The organism is Nocardioides sp. Root140 (assembly GCF_001426745.1).
In the GTDB taxonomy this organism is placed as follows: domain Bacteria; phylum Actinomycetota; class Actinomycetes; order Propionibacteriales; family Nocardioidaceae; genus Nocardioides.
Map to the genome: position 1 here is coordinate 77,486 of NZ_LMFI01000017.1, position 25,649 is coordinate 103,134.

At 68.2% G+C, this 25,649-nt stretch carries 20 protein-coding genes; 15 read left to right on the plus strand and 5 right to left on the minus strand.

The window, feature by feature from the left end; genetic code table 11:
* Positions 1-177: 177 nt before the first annotated feature.
* Positions 178-762: a TetR family transcriptional regulator gene (locus tag ASD30_RS25610; RefSeq protein WP_024476687.1), complete on the minus strand. Its 585-nt coding sequence runs from the start codon at positions 760-762 to the stop codon at positions 178-180.
* A gap of 105 nt (positions 763-867) precedes the next feature.
* Between ASD30_RS25610 and ASD30_RS25615 the strand changes: the two genes are divergently transcribed.
* The 6 genes from ASD30_RS25615 (at position 868) to ASD30_RS25635 (ending at position 6,561) form a co-directional block, all read left to right on the plus strand.
* On the plus strand, positions 868-1,827 hold the full coding sequence (locus ASD30_RS25615) for an MFS transporter (RefSeq protein ID WP_199732620.1): 960 nt from the start codon (positions 868-870) through the stop codon (positions 1,825-1,827).
* A gap of 30 nt (positions 1,828-1,857) precedes the next feature.
* A complete protein-coding gene (locus ASD30_RS27355; RefSeq protein WP_197425747.1) occupies positions 1,858-2,085 on the plus strand; it encodes a hypothetical protein in 228 nt (75 codons plus the stop codon).
* Entirely contained in the window at positions 2,082-2,771 is a 690-nt protein-coding gene (locus ASD30_RS25620) for an NAD(P)-dependent oxidoreductase (protein ID WP_024476688.1), read from the plus strand. Before ASD30_RS27355 ends, ASD30_RS25620 begins: the two co-directional genes overlap by 4 nt.
* A gap of 49 nt (positions 2,772-2,820) precedes the next feature.
* Complete coding sequence (locus ASD30_RS25625) at positions 2,821-3,675, plus strand: helix-turn-helix transcriptional regulator (RefSeq protein WP_024476689.1); 855 nt, start codon at positions 2,821-2,823, stop codon at positions 3,673-3,675.
* A 503-nt stretch (positions 3,676-4,178) separates the two neighbouring features.
* The gene (locus ASD30_RS25630) at positions 4,179-4,910 is read left to right on the plus strand and encodes a helix-turn-helix transcriptional regulator (RefSeq protein WP_051317669.1); all 732 of its coding nucleotides are present in this window, start codon (positions 4,179-4,181) and stop codon (positions 4,908-4,910) included.
* A 682-nt stretch (positions 4,911-5,592) separates the two neighbouring features.
* Positions 5,593-6,561 carry an IS481 family transposase gene (locus ASD30_RS25635; protein ID WP_101852925.1) on the plus strand — a complete coding sequence of 323 codons (969 nt, stop codon included), beginning with the start codon at positions 5,593-5,595 and terminating at the stop codon, positions 6,559-6,561.
* Between the two features lie 230 nt (positions 6,562-6,791).
* Here ASD30_RS25635 and ASD30_RS25640 read toward each other — a convergent pair whose 3' ends face one another.
* Positions 6,792-8,399, minus strand: a complete 1,608-nt coding sequence (locus ASD30_RS25640; RefSeq protein ID WP_056689303.1) for a recombinase family protein — start codon at positions 8,397-8,399, stop codon at positions 6,792-6,794.
* Between the two features lie 107 nt (positions 8,400-8,506).
* On the opposite strand from ASD30_RS25640, the gene ASD30_RS25645 reads away from it, so the two are divergent.
* The 7 genes from ASD30_RS25645 to ASD30_RS25680 all read left to right on the plus strand — a co-directional run bounded on the left by ASD30_RS25645 (position 8,507) and on the right by ASD30_RS25680 (position 20,056).
* Complete coding sequence (locus tag ASD30_RS25645; RefSeq protein WP_200951267.1) at positions 8,507-12,499, plus strand: SNF2-related protein; 3,993 nt, start codon at positions 8,507-8,509, stop codon at positions 12,497-12,499.
* Positions 12,500-12,653: 154 nt separating this feature from the next.
* Positions 12,654-12,995, plus strand: a complete 342-nt coding sequence (locus ASD30_RS25650; protein ID WP_056689197.1) for a hypothetical protein — start codon at positions 12,654-12,656, stop codon at positions 12,993-12,995.
* 637 nt (positions 12,996-13,632) lie between these two features.
* Entirely contained in the window at positions 13,633-15,042 is a 1,410-nt protein-coding gene (locus ASD30_RS25655) for a hypothetical protein (protein WP_056689200.1), read from the plus strand.
* A 1,227-nt stretch (positions 15,043-16,269) separates the two neighbouring features.
* Entirely contained in the window at positions 16,270-17,271 is a 1,002-nt protein-coding gene (locus ASD30_RS25665) for a ParA family protein (RefSeq protein WP_235532680.1), read from the plus strand.
* Positions 17,268-17,885 carry a hypothetical protein gene (locus ASD30_RS25670; RefSeq protein ID WP_200951268.1) on the plus strand — a complete coding sequence of 206 codons (618 nt, stop codon included), beginning with the start codon at positions 17,268-17,270 and terminating at the stop codon, positions 17,883-17,885. Before ASD30_RS25665 ends, ASD30_RS25670 begins: the two co-directional genes overlap by 4 nt.
* A 310-nt stretch (positions 17,886-18,195) precedes the next feature.
* Positions 18,196-18,723 (plus strand): hypothetical protein, encoded by a 528-nt coding sequence (locus ASD30_RS25675; RefSeq protein ID WP_235532681.1) that lies wholly within the window; start codon positions 18,196-18,198, stop codon positions 18,721-18,723.
* Between the two features lie 298 nt (positions 18,724-19,021).
* Positions 19,022-20,056 carry a PDDEXK nuclease domain-containing protein gene (locus ASD30_RS25680; protein WP_056689209.1) on the plus strand — a complete coding sequence of 345 codons (1,035 nt, stop codon included), beginning with the start codon at positions 19,022-19,024 and terminating at the stop codon, positions 20,054-20,056.
* 79 nt (positions 20,057-20,135) lie between these two features.
* Here ASD30_RS25680 and ASD30_RS25685 read toward each other — a convergent pair whose 3' ends face one another.
* Positions 20,136-22,328 (minus strand): hypothetical protein, encoded by a 2,193-nt coding sequence (locus ASD30_RS25685; protein ID WP_235532682.1) that lies wholly within the window; start codon positions 22,326-22,328, stop codon positions 20,136-20,138.
* Between the two features lie 516 nt (positions 22,329-22,844).
* Positions 22,845-23,264, minus strand: coding sequence for a hypothetical protein (locus ASD30_RS25690; protein ID WP_056689215.1), 420 nt, complete (start codon positions 23,262-23,264; stop codon positions 22,845-22,847).
* 264 nt (positions 23,265-23,528) lie between these two features.
* Between ASD30_RS25690 and ASD30_RS25695 the strand changes: the two genes are divergently transcribed.
* A complete protein-coding gene (locus tag ASD30_RS25695; protein ID WP_056689218.1) occupies positions 23,529-23,960 on the plus strand; it encodes a hypothetical protein in 432 nt (143 codons plus the stop codon).
* 78 nt (positions 23,961-24,038) lie between these two features.
* Here the strand turns inward: ASD30_RS25695 and ASD30_RS25700 are convergent, their stop codons facing one another.
* The gene (locus ASD30_RS25700; RefSeq protein ID WP_235532683.1) at positions 24,039-24,395 is read right to left on the minus strand and encodes a winged helix-turn-helix domain-containing protein; all 357 of its coding nucleotides are present in this window, start codon (positions 24,393-24,395) and stop codon (positions 24,039-24,041) included.
* 523 nt (positions 24,396-24,918) lie between these two features.
* Between ASD30_RS25700 and ASD30_RS25705 the strand changes: the two genes are divergently transcribed.
* Entirely contained in the window at positions 24,919-25,545 is a 627-nt protein-coding gene (locus ASD30_RS25705) for a hypothetical protein (protein ID WP_056689223.1), read from the plus strand.
* The last annotated feature ends 104 nt before the right edge of the window (positions 25,546-25,649 follow it).

Genomic DNA, 25,649 nt, shown 5'->3' on the forward strand with positions numbered 1-25,649 from the left:
CGCCGTAAAATACGTGCCTCACTGAGATAGGGGGCAGATGACTGATGGAGCCGAGCGTCAGCGCGAGAGCGTCGCACAGAGTGTCGCTGGCAAGAGTTGGCGTCACAAAGTTCGAGGGAACTTTCGGAGTTCGGTTCGATGAAGTGACTAGTCTTCTCGGCGAACTTCGTGACCTGATTACTGCCCGATGAGTCTTCGGGCAGCGGTGACGACGGAGGCACGGCGGCGTGCGTGTTCGGCGTCGCTCTCGGCTCCGGTGATCATGCGGGCGACCTGCGGTACCGCTGACCACCATCCGGCGAGTGAGAGCACGAGGAACATCAGGTGGTCGGCGTCGAGGTCGCTCGTTACTGTGCCCTTGGCCTGTCCGTCGGTCATGGCGGCGACTTTGTATCCGTAGTATTCGCGCCGCTCGGCCTCGTCGGGTACTTCGGTGTCGAAGACGAGCCCTTCCCAGCGCATGAGCCTGCCGAGTTCGGGGTGCTCGCGGTGGTAGTCGTAGACGCGCCCGGCGTAGTCGCCCACGTCCTCGGTTGCGAATGATTCGACGGGCACGTCGCGGGCTACCTTCGCCAGTTCCTCGCGCAGTACGGTGGCGAAAAGTCTGTCCTTGCCCCCGAAGTGCGTGTAGACGCGCTCCTTGTTCACCCCGGCGGCCTTGGCGATGCGCTCGATGGTCGTGCCGTGCGGCCCGTGCGCGGCGAACTCGGCCACCGCCGCGTCGAGGATGCGGCGCTTCCTGCCCTCAACATCCCAGCCCATCGTTCCCACCTCCCGTCTCGTGCGGTAAACCCAACGCTCACGTTGCGTCTTCGCGGTTAGCCTACTACAGTCAAATCCAACGGAAACGTTGGATTTGGAGTGGTGGTGTCTGCGAACTCGACGGAACAGATAGCGGGAGCAGGCGAGGCGCGCGAGCACCCGGCAGGGAACGGCGTGGTCGTGCTGCTCGTGGTCACGGCGCTGCTGGTGCTCACGCAGTTGTACGCGGCAATCCCGCTGATCGCCCCGATCGGTGCGGAACTCGGCTCTGATGTGACGTTCGCGCTCTCGACGGTGTTCAGCGTGTGCTATGCGGTCGGGTTCCTGATCTGGGGGCCGTTGGCCGATCAGTACGGGCGGAAGCGGATCATGCTCATCGGCCTGGTGTATCTCACCGTCGCGACCATCGCCTGCGGCTTCGCCTCCACGGTGCCGATGCTTGCTGCGCTGCGCGGGGTGCAGGGGGTGATGGCGTCGAGTTTCGCGCCGGTTGCGCTCGCGTATCTGGCCGAAGCGACCCCGCTGAAGCGTCGGGCAACGGCGATCGGGGCCATGTCGACGGCATTCCTCGTTGCCGGGATCGCAGGCCAAGTACTCGCCTCCGCGCTCAGCCTGACGTTGGGCTGGCAGTGGGTGTTCATCCTCTCCGGCATCATGCTCGGCCTCGGCATGATCGGCGTCGCCGTGCTCGTCACCGAGCCGCACAGTCGCAGAGACGATGCGAGCCTGGTGCGTCGCTTCGCCGTAGTCGGGAGGGTCGCCACACGCCCCTCGGTGCTGCTACTGAGCCTCGCGCACCTAACGCTGCTGTTGTCGTTCGTCGGCATGTACACCGGCCTCGGCCCGCACCTGACCGACCTCTGCCTGGACTCATCGCAGGTGATCTGGCTCCGCCTCGTCGGGCTGCCGGGCATGTTCGCCTCCCTCTTCGCGGGCGCTATTGCGAAGCGTCTCGGCGGCGCGGGGGTTGCACGTGCCGGGTTCGCCCTCGCCGCGATTGGGCTGCTGATCGAAGCCGCACTCTCGGCATCCCTCGCGGGCACGGCGCTGGCGAGTCTCGTGTGAGTCACTGGGGTCGCGCTCGCGGTGCCCGCGATGATCACCCTGTTCGGCGAGACCGCCGCCCCGAACCGGGCCGGTGGGATGGCGCTCAACGGATTCGTGCTGTTCCTCGGTGCCAGCGTCGGCCCACTCACTGCCTACCTGGGCTTGGACTTCCCGATCCTGCTCGTCAGTCTCGCCGCGCTCATGGTGCTCGCCGTCGCCAGCCTCACCGGGTTCGCCCGACTCACCCGCACGCCCGCTTCGGAGGTACCTGTATGACTCGCATCCTGATTCTCGGCGCGACCGGGCGCACCGGAGCCGCCATCCTCGCTCATCTCCCCGCAGGCATCGAGGCGACCGCTGCGCTGCGCGATCCGGCAGACACCACGCGGCTCGCCAAGACTGCTGCATCGCTGACCTCCACGGTCGTGAACATCGCTGAGAACGCCAGTCTCACGCAAGCAATGCACGGCATCGACGTCGTCATGAACGCGATCCGACTGCGTGAGGACATCGCCCCGACCGAACTCGTGGCCGTACATGATCGACTCATCGAGGCAAGCACCAAGGCCAACGGCGCTCCGGCCCGGATCGTCACGGTCGGCGGAGCAGGAGCACTCCGACTCCCTGGAGACAGACGGTTCTGGCAAGACCCCCGGTTCCCAGAACCCACACTGCCGCGCGGGAGAGCACACGCCATGCTGCGCGACCACCTCGAAGCGGGCAACGCAGGATCAGAATGGGCGTATCTGATCCCGCCGCCCGTCTACGAACCGGAGGGGCCGACGACAGCACGCTGGGAACGAGTCTCCCCTTCCACAGACGAGACTGCGTTCACCCGACAAGCGATCAGTTATGCCGACTTCGGAGCGGCAGTCGCGGAGACTTCCACCAAGGACGACACTCGCACGCAACTCATCGCATGGCCCAGTGAACTGACAGAAAAGCACCCGATGAGTGGATAGGCGCATCTCCCCGCCGTTGTCGGCTCGGACACGGACGACGCATCGACCTGTGGGCCTGGCGGCGTACAACGTTGTCCGGCTCGTTGTGATCCGTGACGGCACGGCCATCGTGTTCAGCGAGTTCGGACAGCAACCCGTCAGCTTTGGCGACGCGGTGCTGCTGGGGCCGAGCGTGCTGTTCGGCGTCGAACCCGAGGGGCGGGTCACCTATACGACGGTCTACATCGACACCGACATGGCGCTGGATCAGTTCTTCTGGCAACACTCCGCGATCTTGCACGACCGCCTCGACGCCCACGACTTCGCGGGAAAGGTGTACACCGAACCTGCCCAGGTACTGCACCTGGGCCGGGATCGAGCCGGGCGGTTGTTGCCGTGGCTGGACGAGCTGGTCGCCCTCACCGTCGAGGGCAAGTACCTGGAACGGTTCCATCGGATGCAGGCGCTCTGGTTCCTCATCACCGATGTGATCGCGCCGTGCATCCGCGTCTCGACGGTGCGGCTGACCCGGCTGCAACGTGCCCGCGCTCGCCCGTTCTCCGCTCGAAGTCGGGTGCCTGAACCGTTGCGTCGTGAGGCGATGCTGGTGCGCGACGCGCTGCACAGCCGGATCACGCACCCGTGGACGCTCGCGGAACTGGCAGCCCTGGTGCGGCTCTCTCCGAAGCACCTGGTGCGCGTGTTCACGGACACGTTCGGGAAGACCCCGACCGCCTACCTGGTGATGCTCCGCGTGCAAGAGATGGCGCGGCTCCTACGCGAGACGAACATCACCGTCACCGCCACCGGGCAGCGGGTGGGGTGGCGGAGCCGGTCGCGCGCGGTAGAAGCATCCACAGCGCACACCGGAGTGACACCGAGCCGCTACCGAGACATGCGCCCGCTCATGACCGACCTCCCATGACCGAGCCGGTCGCGCTGCCCGGCAAAGTGCCGGAGTGACCGGGAAACGCCCGGCCTGCTCGTCTCCTGCTTCGCCGCGACCGCCGGTGCTTGGTAGGCCGGTTCTTCCCCCTGGTTGCTCGGGGGTGGTCAGAGAAGGGAGGTCGTCATGTCGCTGCTACTCGAACGCCCGGCGACCACGCCGACCGGTCATGAGCCTACAAGGACGCCGCAGTCGCCGCACCCCGCGATAGTGCAGCCGGTCGAGCCGTGGAGTTGCGTCTATGTCACCAGCATCCGTCACCGTCGCATATTGGCGGCGACCGCCTATGACTGTGTGCGCTTCGTGGTCGTGCGCGACGGCTCGATCATCCTCACCGATGCCGATGCCGATGCCGATGCGGGCGGGTCGGCGTCGGTGGGTGATGTGGTGCTGGTCGCCCCGAACGTCGAGTTCGGGTACGAACCCGAGGGCACCGTCACGGTGAGGACAGTGGCAGTGGATACCGATTACTGGTCGAGCAGTTGTTCTGGCAGCACCTCGACGTGCTCGCGGACGGCGAAGCCGCACGCGACCTCGCAACTCACCTGTATCCCGATCCGGTGCAGGTGCTGCGCGTCGGAGAATCGCAGGCCGAACGGCTCGGGCCGATCCTCGATGAACTCGCCACACTCACCGGCGAAGACCAATCGCCGCGCGGCTACTTCCGTGCGTATGCGCTGCTGTTCACGGTGCTCGCCGCCATCGCGCCGCTGGTTCGTCACGCGCCGGTGGAGGTGCCGCCGCTGACCTCTCGGCAGCGGGCCGTGCGGGTCGCGCCTCCCCGGTGGCGGGAGTTCAAGCCGGTGCGCCGCGAGATTATGCGCACGGCGGCGCTCATGCAGAGCAACATCGCCAGGCAGTGGCCGCTCACCGAACTGGACGCGCACGCCTGCCTGTCGCCGAGTCAGCTCAATCGGGTGTTCAAGGACTCGTTCGGGGTGACGCCGCCGGTGTACCTGTCGATCCTGCGCGTACAGGAGATGGCGCGCCTGATCCGCGAAACCGATCTGCTCATCGGCACGATCACCGAACGGGTCGGCTGGTGCCACCACTGCGGGCAAGCCTCGCGCATCTTCCGCCGCTACATGGGCGTGACCCCCATCGAGTACCGGCGCTACGGCCCACCGTCCGCGAGCCGGGCGGGGCCGGGCGTCGGCATCGCCACCGCACGCGCCGACGACTCCCGTGGGAACGGGTGCGCACCTACCTACTGACACCTGCCCACACGACCGGAGGAACCCGACGATGAGCACCGCCACCACGCGACCGCGATACGCTCCGGCGCGCCTGCATGTCGGGGTGGGGGTGACGGTTCCGGCAAATTGCCGGAACCGTGCGACCAGGGCTTTTACTCCCGGCCGGGGTGGTTCCGTCGAATCGGCGGCACCACACTCGCGGGGCGACGGTCGGGGAAAATTTCCCACACCGTCCAGCCTGCGACCTCGGCCCGCTGTGCTGCTCGTTGTGGTTCTCGTGACGGTGGTGGCAAATTGGCACCACCGTCCGACCAGGAGTTTCGCCGTTGCCCCCGCGAACCAAGCCGCATCCGCTGCGACCTCACCGCGACCGTTCACGGTGGTGTCGAATCGCCACCACCGTCGGACCTGCGCTTTCGCTCCGCTCGGCTGGCCGTCACGGGCGCGAACGGTGCCGCAAAATTTGCGGCACCGTTGAGCCGGTTCACGAGGGTACCGAATCGGCACCCCCGTGACATACCCCGTTTGGGGTCGGTCGCAGGTAGCTCCCTGTGGATAAGTCTGCATATAGTACCTCAACTCGATGCCAGGTACTAGATGTACCCGGCCATGAGGTTGGTGGCGTTTCCGGTCTTGTGAAAGGGGAGAACCTCCGGGCTTAGTGGAGATGTCTGACGTCTTCACGAACTCGGAGGTTCTCGTGTCCCACCGTAATGCCCGCTTGACCGTGCACGGCAGGCTGCTCATCGTCCATCGTGCCGGTGCCGGGTGGAAGCAGGCGCATATCGCCGCGGCAATGGGCGTGTCCCGACGCTGCGTGAAGCGGTGGCTGGACCGCTACCGCGCCGAGGGTGAAGCCGGTCTCTACGATCGCTCCTCGCGGCCTCACCACGTCGCCAACCGCACCCCCGATGCCAGGGCCGCGGCGGTGGTCGCGATCCGGAAGAAGGAACGAGTCGGCCGTGACGAGGTCGCGGCCCGCACCGGGGTGCCGGCGCGGACGGTGTCGCGCATCATCGCCCGGTCCGGGCTGCCTCGTCTGGTCGATCTGGACCCGATGACCGGGGAGCGGATCCGCGCGTCGAAGACCACAGCGGTCCGCTATGAACGCGAGCAGCCCGGCGAGCTGGTGCACATGGACGTGAAGAAGCTCGGTCGCATCCCCGACGGCGGCGGGTGGAAGGCGCACGGCAGAGCGATGGGCTCCACAGCCGCCCGGAAACAGACCGTCGTCGGCTACGACTACGTGCACTCCGTCGTCGACGACCACTCCCGGCTCGCATACTCCGAGGTCCTCCCCGACGAGAAGGGCCCGACCTGCGCCGCGTTCCTCGAACGCGCCATCGGCTACTTCGCCGCGCACGGCATCCCCCGCATCGAGCGGCTGATCACCGACAACGCCTGGGCCTACCGATGGTCGCTGCGCGGCGTCTGCGGCGCGCACGGCATCCGGCAGAAGTTCATCAAACCGCACTGCCCGTGGCAGAACGGCAAGGTGGAGAGGTTCAACCGGACCCTGCAAACCGAATGGGCCTACCGGCAACCGTTCACCTCGAACGACGACCGCACCGCAGCACTTGACCCCTGGCTCGAGCACTACAACACTGGACGACGCCACTCAGCCCTCGGAGGCAACCCCCCGATCAGCCGACTGCAACCAACGTCCTGACCCCGTACAACTAGATGTTGTGGTTTGCCTGTCGTACCTGTCTACATGGATACCTCGACGCAGACCACCACAACCACGCCCGAACCAGCCTCGACCGATGCCCCCGAACCACTCGGCGCACGCCTCGCGCGGGAGAGCCGCGCAGCGCAGGGCCTGCCTCCGGTCATCGCTGACCCACGGGTGCGTGAGCAACTGCAAGCCCTCTGCGGCCTGCCGAAGGCGCGGGGGCGTTAGGCGCGCCAGACGAACTCGACCCGATGTGCGAGAATCCCCGCCCGGTACACCTCACGGCGGGCATGAAACGCTTCGACGGTCTCATTGCGCCGCCTCGCCGGTGTCGCGCCGTTCATCCCCCTGGGCAGGGCGTGAACGAGGACGGCTTCAAGGACGAGACTGGCGGCCTGGTGCTGCCACATCGGGGTACGGTCGGCCCACTCCTGTGCGACGGTCGTCATATCAATCGACGGGCCAATGTGCTCCGGCACCGTGGCGGCGTACTCGCGGCGGGTGCGTTCGATGCGTTCGGCGATCCGTGAGCGTTGCCGCACCCACATCGACTTGTCGATCAACCCGTCGTAGTAGTCATCATCGAGCCGGGCGAGGCGTTCCCGGTCGGCATCGAGCGTCGCGGCAAGCCCCACTCGTGCGGCCTGATCCGCGCCCGGAGACTGGCGCTTGGCGGGGTTGAGGGTGATCTGCTCGAACGTCGCGAGCACGGCTTCCTCCACGAGTTTGGTGAGGTCGCCGGAACGGATCGAGCGGTTGCACCCGCCCGGCACCTGTTGCACACACTGATACACCTGGCCGCGATGCAGCATGGCGCGTCCGCAGGTCGAGCAGCGGATCAGACCCGAGAACGGATACAGCCGTTTCGCCGCCCCACTGCCGGGCTGATGGAAGTTTCGGGCCTGCTTGCGGGCATCGAGCACATCGGAGACCTGCTGCCAGGTGTCCTCGTCCAAGATCGCGGGCCACGCGGCGGTCGTCTGCATCAGGGAGGTTTTCGACCGGGTGCCGTCCGGCAACAACGGTCGATACTCCCGTACCCCCTTGATCGAGGGGTTGCGCAGCACCAGTTTGAGTGTCCGATCCGACCACCGGCACCCGTGCGTCGTACGGATACCCCGCCGGTTCCAGTCGGTGAGAATCCGGTACAACGTCTCTCCGGCCAGCACCCGCCGCGCGGCTTCCCGCACCAACTCGGCAGCCTCGGGGTCGATCACGAGCGTGTGGTTCTCGGCGCGGTAGCCGAACGGCACCTGCCCACCATGCCAAGTGCCCTCGATGGCCTGCTGCTTCGCCGCCCGAGCGACACGGCGGGCGGTGTCGGCTGAGGACTTGTTCGCCATCGCGACCAGCACCCGCGCCATCGCCACATCAGAATCCGTATCCAACCTCAGCGAGCCGGTCACGGAGCGGACGCTGAAGCCGTTGAGTACCTTGGCGTCGATCAGGTCTTCCAAGTCTCTCGGGTCGCGCACCGCCCGATCCAGGTCGTAGGCGATCATCACCCCGGCGCGCTGCTCGCTGAGGTGCTTCAACATCGCGCGGAACTCCGGGCGCACCACGCGCCGCACCCGCTCACCCGTCGGGAGTGTGATCGTGCGCTGCTTGAACGCCGACGTGTCGTTCTCCCGGTACACCTGGGCGACTTCCCACCCGTGCGCTGCCGCATACGCCCGGCAGTCAGCTTCCTGCCGGTCAACACCGCGCTCGGTGCCCTCGGGATCATCACTGATCCGCACATACACCACCGCCCGCAACGACGGCGACGCCTGCGCCGTCGCCTGGTCGTTCGGCTCATTGCCTGCGGTTCGTTCCTGCTGATCGTGGCTCATCTCAGCCACCGCCTTCCTAGCTCTCATCGAGAGGTAGGTGCGTTTACAGAACCTCGGCTATGCCGGTTCCGCATCCTCGTCGCGGTGCTGGCGAGGAGGAGCCGCTGGTGCTGCCTGGGGCGGTGGTGCGGGCCGAGGGCCACATCAGCATGGGCGCGGACGGCGGCTGGCTGCACGTGCGCGACGGCGTCCCTGAGCCGCTGGAGGTGCCGAAGTCGCAGGCGCACGAGCTGCGGATGCTCACCGGGCTGCGCGACACGGTCGTCACGCTGTTGGAGGCCGAGGCGACCACGCCCCTACCCGGTGACCTGCCGACGGTCGCGACCTTGCCCAAGGGGCCGAGTGCCGTGGGTGAGGAGCGGATGACGGCGCTGCGGGAGCGGCTGAACCGGCAGTACGACGCCTACGTCAAGCGGTACGGGCCGATCAACCGGGTCACCAGCCGCAACACCGGCCGGATCGACCCGAAGACCGGTGAACCGGTGCTCGCGCAGGTGCGGCCGCGGCAGGGAGGGTTCCGCGGCGACCCCCACTCCCCTGCCGTGTTCGCACTCGAGCACTACGACTCCGCGACCGGCGCGGCCCACAAGGCCGACATCTTCACCGAGCGGGTCGTCGCGCCACGGGTGTTGCGCACTCGCGCGGACTCCCCGGCCGACGCGGTGTCGCTGTGTCTGGACACTTACGGCGAGCTACGTACCAGCGAGGTCGCCCGGCTGCTCGGCGTCGACCAGACGCAGGCGGAGACCGAGTTGGAGGCGTTCGCGTTCGTCGACCCCGACACGGTCAAGGGCACCGAGGACGGCTGGACGGCCGCCTGGCTGCCTCGCGCGGACTTCCTTTCCGGGAACGTCCGTGCCCGGCTGACCCGGGTCGGAGAGGTCCTCGAGCAGCTCGTCGAGGGCGCTGCCGCGACGGGCGATGAGGCGGCACAGCCGATGGTGCGCCGACTCCAGGCGGCCGAGACGGCGCTGACAGAGGTGCTACCCGAGGACTTGGGGCCGACCGAGATCGTCGCCCAGCTCGGCGTGCCGTGGGTGCCGGCCAAGACGGTGGAGCAGTTCCTGCGCGAGACGCTCGATGACCGCACCGTTGAGGTGGAGCATCCGGGCGGGTCGGTGTGGTCGGTGCGCGGAAACCGACGCTCGGTGGCCGCCCGGAACACCTGGGGCACCGAACGGGCCAGCGCGATCGACATCGTCCAGGCGTGTCTGGAGCAGCGGCAGATCCGGGTCACCGACGAGACCCCGGACGGTCGTCGGATCCCGAACGAGACCGCCACCTTCGCCGCTCAGGAGAAGGCCGAGGAGCTGCAGGAGCGGTTCGCGACCTGGCTGTGGGAGGACCCCGCCCGGTGTCAGCACCTGGTCCGCGCCTACAACGACAAGCTGAACGCGATCGTGCTGCGTTCCTACGACGTCGACGAGGACAAGCACTACCCGGGCATGGCCCGCGTCCACGAAGGACGCCCGCTGCGGCTGCGGCCGCACCAGCACGCCGCAGTGGCACGGATGGTGGCCCGGCCCTCGGTGCTGCTGGCCCACGAGGTCGGAGCGGGAAAGACTCTCGCCGCGGTGACAGGTGTCTCGGAGCTGCGTCGGCTGGGCCTGGTCCGCAAGCCGGCGGTGGTGGTGCCCAACCACATGCTCGAGCAGTTCAGCCGTGAGTGGCTGCAGGCCTACCCGCAGGCCCGCATCCTCACCTGTGGCACCGAGGACCTGGTCAAGGACAAGCGACAGCTGTTCGTCGCCCGAGCCGCGACCGGCGAGTGGGACGCGGTCATCATGTCCCGCTCCGCGTTCGAGAAGATCCCGGTCTCCACGGACACCGAGGAGGCCTACCTCGACGAGCAGTTGACGCAGCTGCGGATGTGGCTGGCCGCCTCGAAGTCCGAGCGCGGCCTGTCGGTGAAGCGGCTGGAGGGCACACTGGCGCGGGCCGAGGAGCGGTTGAAGAAGCTGCGCGACGTCGCGCGTGACCCCGCGATCACCTTCGAGGCCACCGGGATCGACTACCTGTGCGTGGATGAGGCGCACGGCTACAAGAACCTCCGGCTGGCCTCCAACATCCCCGGTGTCGCCGTGGACGGGTCGAACCGGGCCACAGACCTGGACTTGAAGATGTCCTACCTGCGCGGCCGCCACGGCCGGCGGGTGGCCACGTTCATGACCGCGACCCCGATCGCCAACAGCGTGGCCGAGGCGTACACGATGCTGCGCTACCTCGCCCCCGCCGACCTGGAGGCGGCCGGGATCAGCGACTTCGACACCTGGGCCGCCACCTTCGGCCAGGTCGTCACCGACCTCGAGCTCTCCCCGTCCGGGACAGGGTTCCGGATGAAGGCTCGGTTCGCGAAGTTCAGCAACGTCCCCGAGCTGCTGCGGTTGTGGCACCAGGTCGCCGACGTCAAGACCGCCGACGACCTCAACCTGCCCACGCCCGAGCTGAAGGGCGGAGCACCGGAGACGGTCGTGGTGCCGCCGAGCCAGGAGCTGGTCGACTTCATGGCCCTGCTCGCGCAGCGCGCCGACGCCGTTTCGTCACGGGCGGTCGACCCGAGCGAGGACAACATGCTCAAGATCAGCGGCCACGGCCGCGCGGCCGCGCTCGACCTGCGGCTCGTCGACCACCAGCTCGACGGCCTGGCCGCGTTCTTGGACCGGGAGCCCTCGAAGGTCGACGCGGTCGCCGAACGTGTCGCCGGCATCTACCACGACCACGCCGACATCGCCTTCGGCAACGACCCGGAGCCAGGCGCCCTGCAGCTGGTGTTCTGCGACCTGGGTACGCCGACCGGGGCAGGCTGGAACGCCTATGAGGAGCTCAAGGCCCAGCTCGTCGCCCGTGGCGTACCGGCGCCGAAGGTGAGGTTCATGCACGAGGCCAACAACGACCGCGCGAAGGCGCGGCTGTTCGAGCAAGCCCGCACCGGCCACGTCGCGGTGCTCATCGGGTCGACCGAGAAGATGGGCGTCGGCACCAATGTGCAGCGCCGCGCGGTGGCGTTGCATCACGTCGACTGCCCGTGGCGACCCGCCGACCTGGCGCAGCGCGACGGCCGCATCATGCGGCAGGGCAACCTGAACGAGTCCGTCCGGGTGTACCGGTATGTCACCGAGTCGAGCTTCGACACCTACCTGTGGCAGACGGTGGAGCGGAAGGCGAAGTTCATCAACCAGCTGATGCGCGGCCGGCTGGATGTGCGCGAGATCGAGGACATCGGCGACTCTGCCCTCTCCTACGCCGAGGTCAAAGCCCTCGCATCGGGTGACCCGCGGATCATGGAGCTGGCCAAGGCCGAGACGGACGCGACCAAGCTGGAACGCCTGGAGCGCGCCTGGGCGGCAGCCCAGCGCAGCCTCGCGGCGACGATCCGGGAGGCCAAGCCGCGGCTGGAGCGGCTGGCGACCGACCGCGAGCAGCTGATCGCGGCGATGCCGCTGCGCCGCGACACCGACGGGGATGCGTTCTCGATGCGGATCAACGGCGCGGCGTACGACAAGCGTGCCGATGCCGCCCCTGCGCTGCAGCGGGCCCTGCTAGCGGTGCAGCCGTACCAGCGCGACCCGCAACCGCTCGGCGACGTCGGCGGCCTACATCTGCAGGTGTCCGCGGACTCGTGGATGGGCCAGCCCCGGTACGTCGTCTCGCTCGTCGAGGTACCGCGGGTGCACCTGCTCGTCGAGGCCGGCGACGTGCGTCAACCGAACATCGGGCTGGTGACGCGGGTCGAGAACCTCCCCCGTCGCCTGGAGCGGGTGCTCGACGACGTTGAGATGGACACCACCAAGATCAACCGCGAGGCAGAGAAGGCCCACGCTGGCCTGGTCGATGTCTTCCCGCGTGCCGGCGAACTGGCCGAGGTGCGCGCGAATCGGGACCGGCTCTCGGCCGAGCTGGCCGCCGACAGCGCGGAGAAGGCCTCATGCGAGCAAGCCGCTGAGCAGCCCTCCGCGCCTAACGGATCCCAGCCCCACACGCCAACCACGGTGCCCGAGCCGGCTGGCCAGGCGGGGCGGCCCGCGATCGCGCCTCCACCCCCTCCCCCACGGCCGGACGAGGATCCGCGGCCGCCCGCCCCTGTGGGGTGGTCGCGATGAGCACGGCGCAGGTCCCATGCCTCTCCACAAGCCGTTGCTGCGCGGCTGTTCTCCACCGGTTCGGGCGCGCCGGATGCGCCGTGCTGGCCGACTCTGCTCCACTGGTCAGCGGGGTCGAACCTGCGGCCGACCTCTCTCGAAAGGACCACGCCCGATGACTAGTCCCGCCACCTATCGCACCAGTGAGGTGTACGACGCGACCCCGGACTTCGTCTATGCGGTCTCGCTCCTCGCCGCGCTCGAGGACGCTACCGGGCAGGAGGGGCACGCCATGGTGTTGCCGTTCCTGGGCATGGCCCGTGCCGAGCTCACTGACTTCGGGCAGCGGCGTCCGGCGCACTACGTTCCGGTGCAGATCGGCGACCTGCGATCCGGTCTGGCCGACCTCGAGCAGCGCCTCACCGCGCTCCTGGCGGACTCGCAGGTGCTCCAGCACACCTTGCGCCTCGATTCAGCCCGCCGGCTGCTGCGCCGCGGCGTGGCCGCGGTCGCCTAACTGCGATGTCCGATCCGGCGAGTCGGCGGTTGCTTCTCCAGGCATGACGAACCCGCTGCCTCGCGATGCGACCTGGACCGACTACGTCAACGCCCACGGTGGACCCGAGGCGTCAGGCTGGTGGGTCACCCTTGCGCTGGTACGCCGACTCGGCGCGCCCGCGCCCGGAGGTCGGCGGCCCCTACCCCACTCACAAGCAGGCCGTGGCTGCGATGCAGGACTCGCTGCTCATCGACGGCTTCGCCGAGGACACCAACCGCAACGAGTGGCTCGACGACGTATACGTGGACCCTGATCCTGCCTCGATCGCCCGCATGTGCGCCGACTACCGATCCCGGGTCACTCTGATCGACCCGGCGACCCGAGCCATTTCGGAGGCCCCAACCCTGAACCCACGGTCACCGCTCGCAGCGGGAGGTTGCAGGCCGGCGCACTGCACATCCCCGGCTCGGACGAGAGCCGCCCGGCCACTGGAGAGGTCACGGAGCCGGCCGACCGCTCCCCCAGTTCACAGGGCATGTAGTCGCCCCTTCTCCACAAGCATTTCCCGCCGCGGTGTCCGATCTGGCACCGCGGCGGTTGCTTCTCCGGGCATGGCAACGACTTGTCCTCACCAGCGACCGGCCGGTTAACCGCGATGACGGTCTCCACGTACGCCGAGCACGCCGAGCACGCCGCCCAGGCACTCAACGCCCTGATCCGTAACGACGTGATCCCGGCCGACGAGCACGCGGTCGACCAGCTACTGCACTGTCGGGAGGCTGTGGTCGACGCGCTGCGTCAGCGGCTCTACGACGTCGGCCAGGACAGCTGGTACCCGCCGCCGGACCATCTGCCGGCCCGTACGCCGAAGCCGATGCTGGCCGGACTGGACGAGAAGCTCGCGAGCCTGGTGGACAACATCGCCTTCGCACTGCCCACGTTGATGCTCGACGAGCGCCGTCCCCACGCGGACTACCTCACACCCGCCTCGGAGGACCCGACGGTCGAGTCGTGGCGGACGGCCGCGATCGAGCTGTTGTCGGCCTCCCACGCACTGTCGGCGGCCGAGGAACAGCCGTGGCGCACCGATCCGGGCGCCGGCTGGTGGGTGATGCGCGACGTGGCGGTGGCCCTGGAGGCGGTCCTGGTGCTGGACTCCCGCCTCGACGAGGTCGGGCTGCTGGCAGAGCATCAGCGACCGGAGTTCGCGATGGGCCTGGACGAGAAGCGCATGGTGCTCTCCCAGACCGCACGGGTGGCGACCTGGCACGCCACGAGCGCGAGCCCCGAAGAGGCCACACCGCGGCTGCGGCAGGCGGTTCCGTCGACCGTCGTTGAGCCGGTGTCGCTGGTCTCCACGCCGGACGACCTCGCGGCCGCGCAGCGGCGGCTCGCCCGGTTCCTGCGCCCGATGCACGCCTCGGACGCGTTCTACGCCGATGAGCCGGAGATCACCGCCGACTCAGCACGGCAGGTCACGGCCAGCCAGCTCCATCTGTGCCGGGTGTTCGCGGAGGCCGCCGGTCAGTCAGCCAAGACCAGGATGTTCGCGGCGTTCTTCACCGAACGTGCCGAGGTGCTGGAGTCGTTGCAGCCCCAGATCAGCCACCTCTCCGACGTCAAGGCCGACCAGGAGCCGAACATGCGGCGTTTCTGGCAGCAGAGCGAGCTCACCACCGCGGTGGCCCGGATGGAGGACCACGGCGTGCCGATCAGGCTGCAGCCCACGCAGATGGTCGAGCTGGCCAAGGCAACCCACGAGGCGACCCACAACCTGGGCAAGGCTCTGCGCCGCGAACTGTTGCGGGGCAACAGCAACCTGATCGACGCCAACCCGCGCCACCGCGAGGGCCCGGTCCGGGTCGGACGCCGGTCGCGACTCGAGACCACGCTCACCGACCTGGTCAGCATGCCCGCCCCCAGCGAGCCAGTGGCCCGGTTCAGCAACCCGCTCCAGCGGGCGGCCCTCCAACAGACCTTGAACCTGACCCCCACCTCGTCGCCGGGAACCCCGACGCCGTTCCCCGCCGCGCGCAGCGCCACCTACGGAGGTCCGGCGTTCTGACAACTCAACAGCTTGCCCCGGCCCCGTCAACGCGGTCAGCCATCCACGAAGGGCACCCACAATCCCCGCCCATCTTTCGGGGAGGTGTACCTGCGGGGCTGGGGCACACACAACGACACCAGTAGTTGAGACCGAAGGAGTTCCCGATGACCCAGCAGGAGTCCCGGTTCACTGACCCCGACACCGCAGTCGACCACGTACGTCGCGTCGCCCGGGAGACTGCAACAGCGTTGGGTCACCGTGCGGCCGCGTTCGCGGTGATGGACCTGCGTCGGGAGTACCGGATCATGCCGTTGCGGCAGAAGGAGGCGCCTCCCGACCGGCTCGCGACTTGGCAGGCGGTGCGGATGGAGACTAGGTCGCTGGTGCCTATGGCGATGGGCGGCTCGACGGACCGGGCGCTGTTCGACGAGCGGGTAGCGACGCCGGCGGGCCAGCCGCTCCCCCAACAGCCGGGTTTGGGCGCCCGACCCTTAGCTGGCCCTGCAGGCGGCTGCGCTGCGCGCACCGGCGCACGCGTCACCGCCTCACCGGCCGGTCCGCTCGCCGGGTCCCGACATGGACAGGACTCCGCCGGCCTCACAGATGACACGCAATTCACAACATCGACCACCCCTTCCCGCAACCACAAGTCCCTCCACTCCCCCGGCGGCTCACTCCCCCGATCACCCGTGTCGTTCAGCAGCTGATCGCAGGCTCATCGGCTCGTCCTGCAACTCGTGGGTGATGCCACGCACCACAGGCCTCATCAGACGCTCTAGAACCCGCCTCTGAGCGCCGAACAGACCCACGGCGGGCAAGACCACGCCTCACGAGGCCAACGGCTGAGAGCGCCCATCCCGCCTTCAGCGTTACTGCGCAGCGCTGCCGCATAGCCCCACCGCCTAGCGCTAACGCGGCCCACTACCGCACGCCACTACCGCGCCGCGTTGGTGTATGACACGACCGCGCCGCGTCGGTGGGATGCGGTGCCGCCGCCAACCCGCGTGCTCACCATCGCGAAGCGGTCATGCGGCACGGTGGTTCGTCGCGGTGGTCTGTCGCGGTGGTTGGGCGCGGTGCTGGCCCGCGTTGCCGTGTGCAGTCGTGCGGGGCGGTGCTGCGTAGGCGTAGTGCGTGGCGCTGCCGCTGCGCGGGGCCGCGCGGCTATAGCGCGGTGCGATGGTGGACGCACTACCGCACCGCGCTACCGCGTGTCGCTACTGCTCTGCGGTGGTGCGCTGGGGGATGATCGGTCTCGTTCCTGGTCCCTGGACTTCGCACAGAAAGGGCTCTTCCCCGATGGCCTTGACCCAAGATGTGCTCAGCAGAGTCATCGCGTTCGCCAACGGCAAGGGTGGCGTCGGCAAGACGTCGACGTCGGCCAACTTCGCCGGCCTGAGCGCGGCGGCGGGCTGGCGCACCCTGTTCATCGAGTTCGACGCTCAGGGGGATGCCGGCGACGATCTGGGCTACAAGCACAGCCCGGACAACGACCGCGGCGCCCACATGCTCGGCGTCCTCGACGATCACCAGCCTCTGAAGCCGGTGCTGCGCGAGGTCCGTCAGAATCTCGACGTCATTCCGATGGGCCGCGACGCGCTGAAGGACATCGAGGATGTTCTGTGGGGCAAGGAGCGGCGAGGCACCGAGTATCGGCTGATGTTGGCCGAGGCGCTGGCGCCGTTGGCGCGTGAGTACGACCTGATCGTGATCGACACGCCTCCGACCCGGCCGATCGTCCTGCAGCTGGTCCTTGGCGCCACGAGGTGGGTCGTGGTCCCCACGAAGAGCGACCGGTCCAGCATCGGCAACCTGGCGGAACTGGCCGCCGAGCTCACCGAGGTGCGCCAGGCAAACCCACACGTCGAGGTGCTCGGGGTGGTTCCTTTCGACTTCGACACGAGCGGCGCACGCATTCGCCGCAACGCCGTCGAGGACATCAACGCGGTTCTTGATGGAGCCTCGAGCTTGTTCCTGGACCACGACGGCGAGGTCATCACGATTCGCCATTCCAGCGCGGCGGTCGACGCACGCAACGCCGGCAAGTTGGTACACGAGCTCGCGGAGATCGCGAAGGAGGAAGAAGCCGGCGAACCGTGGTGGAAGGCGCTTCGGGAGGGCCGCCGGCCCGAGCGCATCCCGGGCAGCGTCGGCGGCCTCGCCGATGACCATCTGCTGCTGACCAACGCGATCTTGACTCGGATCGACAAGCTCGAGTCGGCGAACCGCGAGGAGGTCAGCGCATGACCACCCGCCGCGAACCCATGTCCCCGATCGCAGGCTTGAAGAAGCCCACGGACCTTCCTTCTCCGAGCGCCCGGCCGCGTACCTTGACGCCGGTACCTGCGCCGAGCCCGGACCCGGTCGAGGAGCAGCCGGTCGATCTCGCCGCGAGCCCGGCGCCGGCGAAGGAGGCCTTTGGGGACACGGCGAAGGCTGAGCCATCGTCCAAGTCGGCCGGTCGGCCGCGGAAGTCGCGCACCGAGAAGGCGACCGCTACGGCACGCAGTGCGAGTGCGGACACGATGCGGCCGGTGTCGGTGTCGGTGCCACTGACCATGGGGGAGGCGTGGAGAGACCGGGCGAAGCGGGACCGCACCTCGCAGGTCGATGTGCTGCTCGACGCGCTCGTGGCCCATCAGGACGAGTTGACGGACCTGGTGGCGGCGCGGAGCGAGAAGCCGACGGTGAGCGACGGCCTGTTCGACCGGACCCCGGGGGCGAAGGGGGAGCGGTTCGTCGGTGTCTCGCTGCGGATCAAGGCGGGCAACCTCGAGGTGATCGATCAGCTGGCCGACAAGCATGGCGCCGAGTCGCGGTCGCAACTGGTGGCCGCGGCTCTGTCGGCGTACCTCAGCTGAACATTGAAGGGGGAGTGCACGGGTGAGCGCACGAGTCGACGAGGTGACGACGCGGTCCAGCCGTGCGCGGCGACCCTTTGGCAAGCCGTGTCGGTCCTGCGGGTCGACCAGCACCTGGGTCGAGTGGCGACGCGAGGTTGACGGCTCCCGGCCCGGTGGAGCGGGGGAGTGGCCGTACGCCGTATGCCAGACCTGCGGTCACGTCGCCAAGGGACGGCTCACGCAGTCTCGGCCCCCGGAGCAGCCTGCGGCGGCAACACCGTCGGCGGAGGCGGCGCCATCGGCTGAAGCGGACACCGACGACCAGGTGGTGGCCGGCGACGGGCGGCGGGGGAGGCCGCAGCGCCCGAAGGCAAGTGACGAGCGGGTCGAGGAGCTGCTGCAGGCGGCCGGATACAACCGGGCGATCACTCCGGAGGTCCTCGAGGCGCATCGCTGGTTCGCGACGCATGCCGGGAAGCCGGGGCTGCCACGGTGGAAGGCCGCGGTGGCGCTGCTGAACGGCGCTCAGGGCCGCGGCGAAGTGCCGCACGTGCGGGAGATCTATGGCGAGGAAAAGCGCCGTCGCGAGGCGAAGCGGGCACGCGCGGCCGCGATGCGCAAGCAGGCGGGTGCGCTCGCTGACGACCACGCGGAACCGGCTCGGGAGCACGTAGCGCGGGTGTGGGCCGAGACGGGAGCGGGGCCGACCTGGCGCGAGTTGGCCTCGGCGCTCGGCGTACAGGGGCCACTTGCGTCGGCGATGATCGACATGCTGCACCGCCGCGGTGTGCTCGCGTCGACGAAGGAGCCCCGCTCTCTCGCGGTGACCCCGGACTGGACGCCGACGCCATCGTGACTGGCGGTGTGTCGACGCATAGGTGCGTATAGGTCCGGGCGAGTTATACACACCCTGAGTCGGCGATCTGCTGCGTTCGTCCACCGTGGTGGTGGACGAACGGGGTGGCACCCAGGGTCGGTCGGTGCCGGAAGGCAGGATGACCCCACCATGAACGCACGTGACATCGAGGTCGACGGGTCTACCAGGGTTCGACTCGTGCAGCAGCATGCTGGGGCCTCTCGACGACCAAGTGTCGGTGCCTGCGGGCAGATTGTTGCCCCGCCGAGGCAAGAGTCGTCGACGACCGGAGTGAGTCATGAGCGAGTTGGTGCCGGGCGATGACATCCCAGAGGAGGAGCAGGCGCTGCTGGGGTACCTCGTCCACATCGTCGAGGAAGGGCGCCGGGTCGCGGCCGTCCAGGTCAACGCTACTTTGACCGTGACCTACTGGTTGGTCGGACGGGCCATCTCAGTCAACATCCTGCGCGACGGCCGTGCTGAGTACGGACGGGCGATTCTTGCCTCAGTGGGGCAAGAATTGGGCGAGCGGTTCGGTTCTGGTTTCGACCCGTCGAACCTCAGCCGCATGGTGATGTTCGCCCGTCTCTTCCCTGACTATGAGAAGGTCACCGCTCTCGCGCGTCAACTGAGCTGGACCCACGTCAAGGCACTCCTGGCGATCAAGTCCGACCAGGCACGGGCGTTCTACGCCGAGGAGGCTGCGGCCAAGCACCTCAGCGTCCGCGAGCTTCGAGCGGCGATCAGCCGCAAGGCCTACGAGCGCCGTGAGATTGCGAACTCCCAGATCCCCGAGGGATCGGCGGTGCCGCGTGACACGTTCCGCGACCCACTGATACTCGACACCCTCGGCCTTAGGGACACCTACCTGGAGAAGGACCTGGAGGCCGCAATCCTGCGCGATCTGCAGGCCTTCTTGCTCGAGGTCGGTCGTGGCTTCGCCTTCGTTGCCAGCCAGAAGCGGATGGTCATCGACGGCGACGACTTCTACCTCGACCTGCTGTTCTTCAGCCGGCCCTTGAGGCGCCTGGTCGCCGTCGAGCTCAAGATCGGGAAGTTCGATGCTCGGTTCGAGGGTCAGATGAAGCTGTATCTGAAGTGGCTCGACCGGCACGAGCGGCAGGAGGACGAGGGCGCACCGATCGGGTTGATCTTGTGCACGGAGGCCAGCCGCGAGCAGGTCGAGCTCCTGGAGATGCACAAGGACGGGATCGTGGTGGCCGAGTACTGGACGGCTCTACCGCCCAAACACGAGTTGGAGCAGCGGCTCCAGGCCATGCTGCGCGACGCACGTGAGCGGCTCGCCCGCCGGGAGCTGCCCTCCGGCGAGTGAGCTGGAAGGTTGTGCACGAACGCGTTGCACAAACCTGACGTCTGGTTGCCCCGTCCACGACGGTGGATCGGGGCTCGTTCTAGCCTGCGGCCTGGCGTTCGAGGTCGTCGAGAAGGTTGCCCTGGCGCTCTAGGAACGCTGCATCGCGTACGGTGGCGCCCTCGGGCAGGAGTGCTGCCTGCTCGACCTCGGGGGTGACGGGCCGCTCGTCGAGCGGGGTTGCGAGTCGCTGGGCAGTGAGTCCGTACCGGAGCCGGTGTCGGTCCCATGCGGCCACGGAGGCGCCTCGTTCGGCGGGGGAGAGGTCCTGGAAGCGCTTCTTGCGGTCGAGGCTGCGCGCGACGTACTCGTCGGCCGGGAGGCTGCGTAGCCACGTCTGGTAGTTCTCGAGCTCGTCGAGGCCGACGCGGATGCGGCGCTCGGCGAGCTCAGCCTTCCGTTGTGCCTGCTGGGTCAGGGACATCTGGTCGAACTCGAGACGCTTCGCCGCGGCGCGCTCGGCTCGGGCGGCGGGGGAGAGGTTGTCCCACCACGCCTTCTCCCGGGCCTTGGCAGCCTTCATCGCTCGTGCCCGGCCTGCGGTCCAGCTCGACGTCGTTCCGGAGCGGTACGCGGCTCGCTCAACTTCTATCCCCTCCAGTTGGCGAGCGTGCGCTGCGGCCGCGTCCTGTTCGACCTGGAGCGACCTCGGACGGGAGGCTGCCCGCCAGCATCCGTGCTCGTCGACCCGGGCCATTCCGGCCTTGCTGAGCGCGACCAGTGCGGCCTTCGCGGTGGCCCGTTGGGACTTCGACGGCTCATCCGCAAGGTTCTCCACCAGTCCTGCCTTCACTGCCAGGTCAGACAGTTCGAGGGGGGCCCCGGTGGTCAGCAGGGTGCGCCAGAGGCTGTGGCTGGCACGGGGGAGGATGGCCCAGAGACCGCGGGGCGCGGGGGGTGGGTCAAAGACAGGTGGGGGGATTTGCCGTCCCTCCCGGTCTGGTAAAGAGTTGATTTCGAACTCATAGCTCGTGGAGTCCCGCTCGGTCAGGGACAGGCAGTCGGTGTGCAGGGTGCCGAGGCGGCCGTTGAACCTGGCCAGGGCAGCCCGGACGGTTTTGCGGTCGCCCAGGCCGGTGTCGAGGAGCAGATCCCGCTCCGGGCAGGGGATCCGCAGCCTCCCCTCACGCAGCACCCGGTCGAGCATCTGGTGGCCGACCAGCAAGAGGGCGGCCCGCTGGCGGGCCGGGACGGTCCACTTCAGCTGGTCCAACTCGTGGCGGGCGGCCGCGACGGCGTCGAGGACCTCAGCCGGTGGCGCTTCGACCTGCCTGGGCTTCTCGGGGTTGGTGTTGAACTCGCTGGCGGAGCGGACGAGGTCGTTCCACACGTAGCCGAGCCACCAGGAGTAGCCGTGGTGCTTGGCCTTGGTCATCGCCTTCGGGTGCGACTCACGGATGATCCGCCAGGCCATCTCTGGGTCGCCGATCGCCCACACCATCTCGCGAGTGCAGGCCGCCTCGACGAGGGATCGGTCGACCTCGACCGCAGTGCGGGTCTTCGTCGCGCCGGCGGCCCACGACCCGGCCGGGATCTCGCCGGTCAGCAGGTAGGTGCGCCATTCGCCGCGCAGTTGACGCTTCCATCGCTGCAATGCCAACTGCACCACTAGGCCCGAGCCGGGCGCCGCGGGGGACTGGTGGCCAGCGTTGGCGGGCTTCACCTTGGCGCGGGGCCGCAATGGCGACGGCGCGGGCGCGTCCGGGAGCAGCCGCTTCAGGCCGCGCAGCGCCTCACGGAGCTCGCCCTTCGGCCTGGTGACCGCACCGAACCTGTGCGGTGAGGAAAGGGGGCGCACGGCGTCGCGCAGGTCGAGCTCGTTGCGCGGGACCTTCACGTCCTCGGCCAGGGCTGTGAGGAAGTCGCTGACCGCGGCCGCGAGCCCGGTCCGGGCAGCGGCGGGGGCGTAGTGGAAGTCGGGGTGTGCGAAGAAGATGTGCCAGCGGCCCTTCGCGCCGCCGGAGGGACGCTCCAGCACCCAGCAGTCGCGGCGGGACAGCCAGTCGGAGACCTCGGCCGTGAGGAAGTCACCGAGCGGGCCGGGTACGTCGACGTCGACCACGCCCACGCCGTCGCGCAGGTGACCAACCAGGGCAGCGATACGGCCCTTGCCAATCAGCTCGAGCCCATCGACCAGCGACGGCACCACGGTCCGGGGGACAGCCGTGTTGCCGGAGTCGATCACCAGCCACTGCGACGCGTCAGGGTTGAACAGGTGCTCATCCAGCGCCAACAGAGCCGGCGAGACACGCCGACCTGCATCAGGGTGTGCGGCATCGCCACGCGACGCCGGTACAGTTACCGGCAACAAATCTTGATAGCTCCTTTCGGAGTCTCCCGGCCACCAGCGCCAACTGGTTCCCGGTCTTCACCAAGACGGTCAGGTCCCGCGCCAACGGGGCCTTTCGTCATTTCTGGGCCTATGGGCCGTCCCGAACGCTGCCGGCCACCACCACCTTCCGTGCTCGCAGGGGCAGGAAGCTCATGGACCGGGCGCTTCGCACCTCGGCCGCGGCCTGGACTCGGAGGTCGTCACCTCGAAGCGCGGGGGAGTGCTGTGACGTGGGGGCGGCGACACGCCAGCGCGGGAATGACGTCCGCGGCACGTGGGCCTGCTCTACAGTGGGCAGCACAACACCTCCTCGTGAGGATCAGACTTTGCGAATCCGGGCGGCAACCCGGTGGAGCTTCCGACTAGGCCCCGTTGCAGCGGGGTCTTCGTCGTTTTCAGGGCACTGCCCTGACCCGGTCAACCGGTCATGGGCAGCTGCTCTCCGGCCTCGCCGGCCATCTGCCGGGCTCGCAGCGCCTTCTTCTTCACGCGGACTGTGAAGGGGACGCCGAAGTGTTCGCTCACCAGTCCAGCCACGATGTCCCCCATCGTGGTGCCTACCGCATCAGCCATCTCGACGACTTCGTCGGCCGCGGCGCGCGGCACCATGGCCGAGTAGCGAGCACGGCCATCGTTGGTGGGAGCCGGGTCGGGGTGCTCTCTGACCTCTCCAATCGGCGGGTCCATGGGGATGCCGACCTTCGTGGTGACGAGCCATCCGAGGTAGTCGCCGATGTAGCAGCCCAGGGCCGTGGCTTCCGCCTTCACATGGTCGGCTGCGGTTGGCGGCATGCTGGACACGATCTTGTGACGATCACCTTTCGCCCTGCGTCCCATGCTCGTCATCCAATCGTGAAGTTGGCCGCCGTCGTGACGCCCACCACCGGCGTGTCGAAGATTTCGAGAAATCTCGGTCGGCGAGGGCCCGCCCTAGCTCATTGTTTCGCCGAGGATTTTCGCGCAGATTCATTTGTCGGGGGAGCGGCGTGGCCACCTGGCTTGAGACACTCCATCGGTGCGTGTTGCGGCGGTGACCAGCGGGTACGTCCTACACTTGCAGCGGATTTCCGCGCGAATATCCGCACGCTGAGGGGAGGGGCGATGCCCGAACGCCGCGTGATCGAGCTCGCGGAGCGCGAGGGTCTCGGCCTGGGGGGTCAGCAGTTCACCTGTGCCAACCCTCGCTGCGACGAGCAGTTCATCCGCACCTCGGCCCGCGGACGGCCCAAGGACTTTCACAGCGAAGACTGCCGCCGCGCGGCTCTTCGAGACCTGCGGCGCATCATGGCCCAGCTGGCGCATCACGAGCGTCAGGCCGAGCAACTCCGCGCCCGCGCCGACGCCTACTTGCGCACCCCCGCACCGGACGCTGAGGCCGACACCAGAGGTGGGCCCACCTCCAATGAGATGCGGACCGCTCGCGAGGCGATCGCAGAGGTCCGCGGCATGGCCCGTTTCCTCGAGGGTCACCAGGACGAGTTCGCCGGCGACCTACTCAATCTCTTCCGTGCTGTCGAACCCCTGATCCGGTGAAGCGATAAGCGCGCGTTCGGTCCGAGCCGGGCACCCCTTGCGGATGGTTATCGGAGACGTGGCCCCACCCACCCGCTCCTACTTGTCCGTGACGTCGCCTGATGCGAGGTCGCGACCGGTCACGTAGTCGATCCAGATCTGGCCAACTTCTTCGGCGCGCTTCCTGTTGGTACTCCACTGCACCGCTCGGCCGCGGCCCCCGGGGCGCCGCTGCCCGGGAGGGACGTCGGCGACGACAAGGCCCAGCTCTTCGAGGATCGCAAGGTGCTTGCGGATCTGGCTGACGACGGTGCCGGTCGCGTCGGCAAGCTCTCTGACGCCGAGAGATCGATCGGCCAACTGGCGAAGTATCTCTGTGCGGACGCTGTGCCCGATTGCTTCGATGATGATCTTCACCTCCGTCGGCATGTCGGGAGGTGCGGGCAGCGACGGCATGGTGCGCATTCTGCCCGACACTCCCAGCCAGAAAGGGTCGCGTTACGCGGCTGTTTGTGTGACCATGACGGTACAACAATGTTTGGCCGGCCGTGGGACCTACGGCGGCCGCAGCCGGGCGTTGGGCGTGACGGCGCAGCGGACAATGGACGGCCCGGTTCGGCTCGGGACGATGGAAGGACGCGATCTTGGGGATGCGTCGGCAGAGGCCGCCGAGGGCACATGCGCCCTCGGTGAAACTCGGTGCGCGGATCCTCCCCGACCGCGGACCGCGCCTGAGCGTTCCAACTCGGATCCTGAAGATTGTTCGATGTCGGGTGTCCGATCTGCTGCGCCGCCGGTTGCCTTCACTGATAAGGAGCTCCGCCCCAGCAGAAAGGACTTCACCTTGAACTCGCGTCGCAGCACGGGAGAGTCGGCCAGTCTGTCGATGCGCAGTCCGGACGATCGGCGGACCCACCGTGTCCCTGGATCGTTCTACTCTTCGGATGGACAGGAAGACTCACTCGGGAGGTCGGAACTGATGCGGTTCACACGACGACTCGCTGCAGCGACGGCCACGGTCGCCCTGCTCGCCACGACGACAGCCTGCGGGGGAGGGGACGACGAGCCCGAGGCCACGCCCTCGTCGAGCACCCCCACGACGCAGAGCCCGTCACCGACGGAGCCCAGCCCCACCGAGACCGCGTGGCAGGACAAGTACACCGAAGCCCAGCTCGACGCCTACGAAGCCGCGTTGTCGCGGTACAGGGAGTACGAGACCCGCAGCGAGCCCATTTGGGCCGAAGGCAAGGCAACCGGCCGCGCCGAAGCCCTCTTCAAGCAGTACTTCCCCTCCCCGCTCTGGCAGGGGCAGGACCGGTTGCTCTCCAGTTACGAGCAAGGTGGCGTCACGCGGACAGGTCTGGCAGACGTCTACTGGTCCCGAGCCAAGTCCATCAGCGACAGCGGCCTGTCCGTCGTGGTCAACCAGTGTGTGGACTACGGACCGATCATCACGGAGCAGAACGGGAAGGAAGCAGAGCGTCCGGCCTGGGCGCTAAAGCCGAACCTCCGGACGATCAGTCTGGAGAAGCCCGAGGGCAGTGACTGGCTGATCTACGGCGTCGTCGACGCCTCGAGCGGGAAGGCTCGGCCATGCAAGCCCTGAGGTCGCTTCTCGCAGCGGTTGTCTTGACTGGAGGCGTGCTCGTAGCAGTTCTTGCCCCTCAACCTGCATCATTCGCCGATGGCCCGGATTGCCCGCCAGGCACC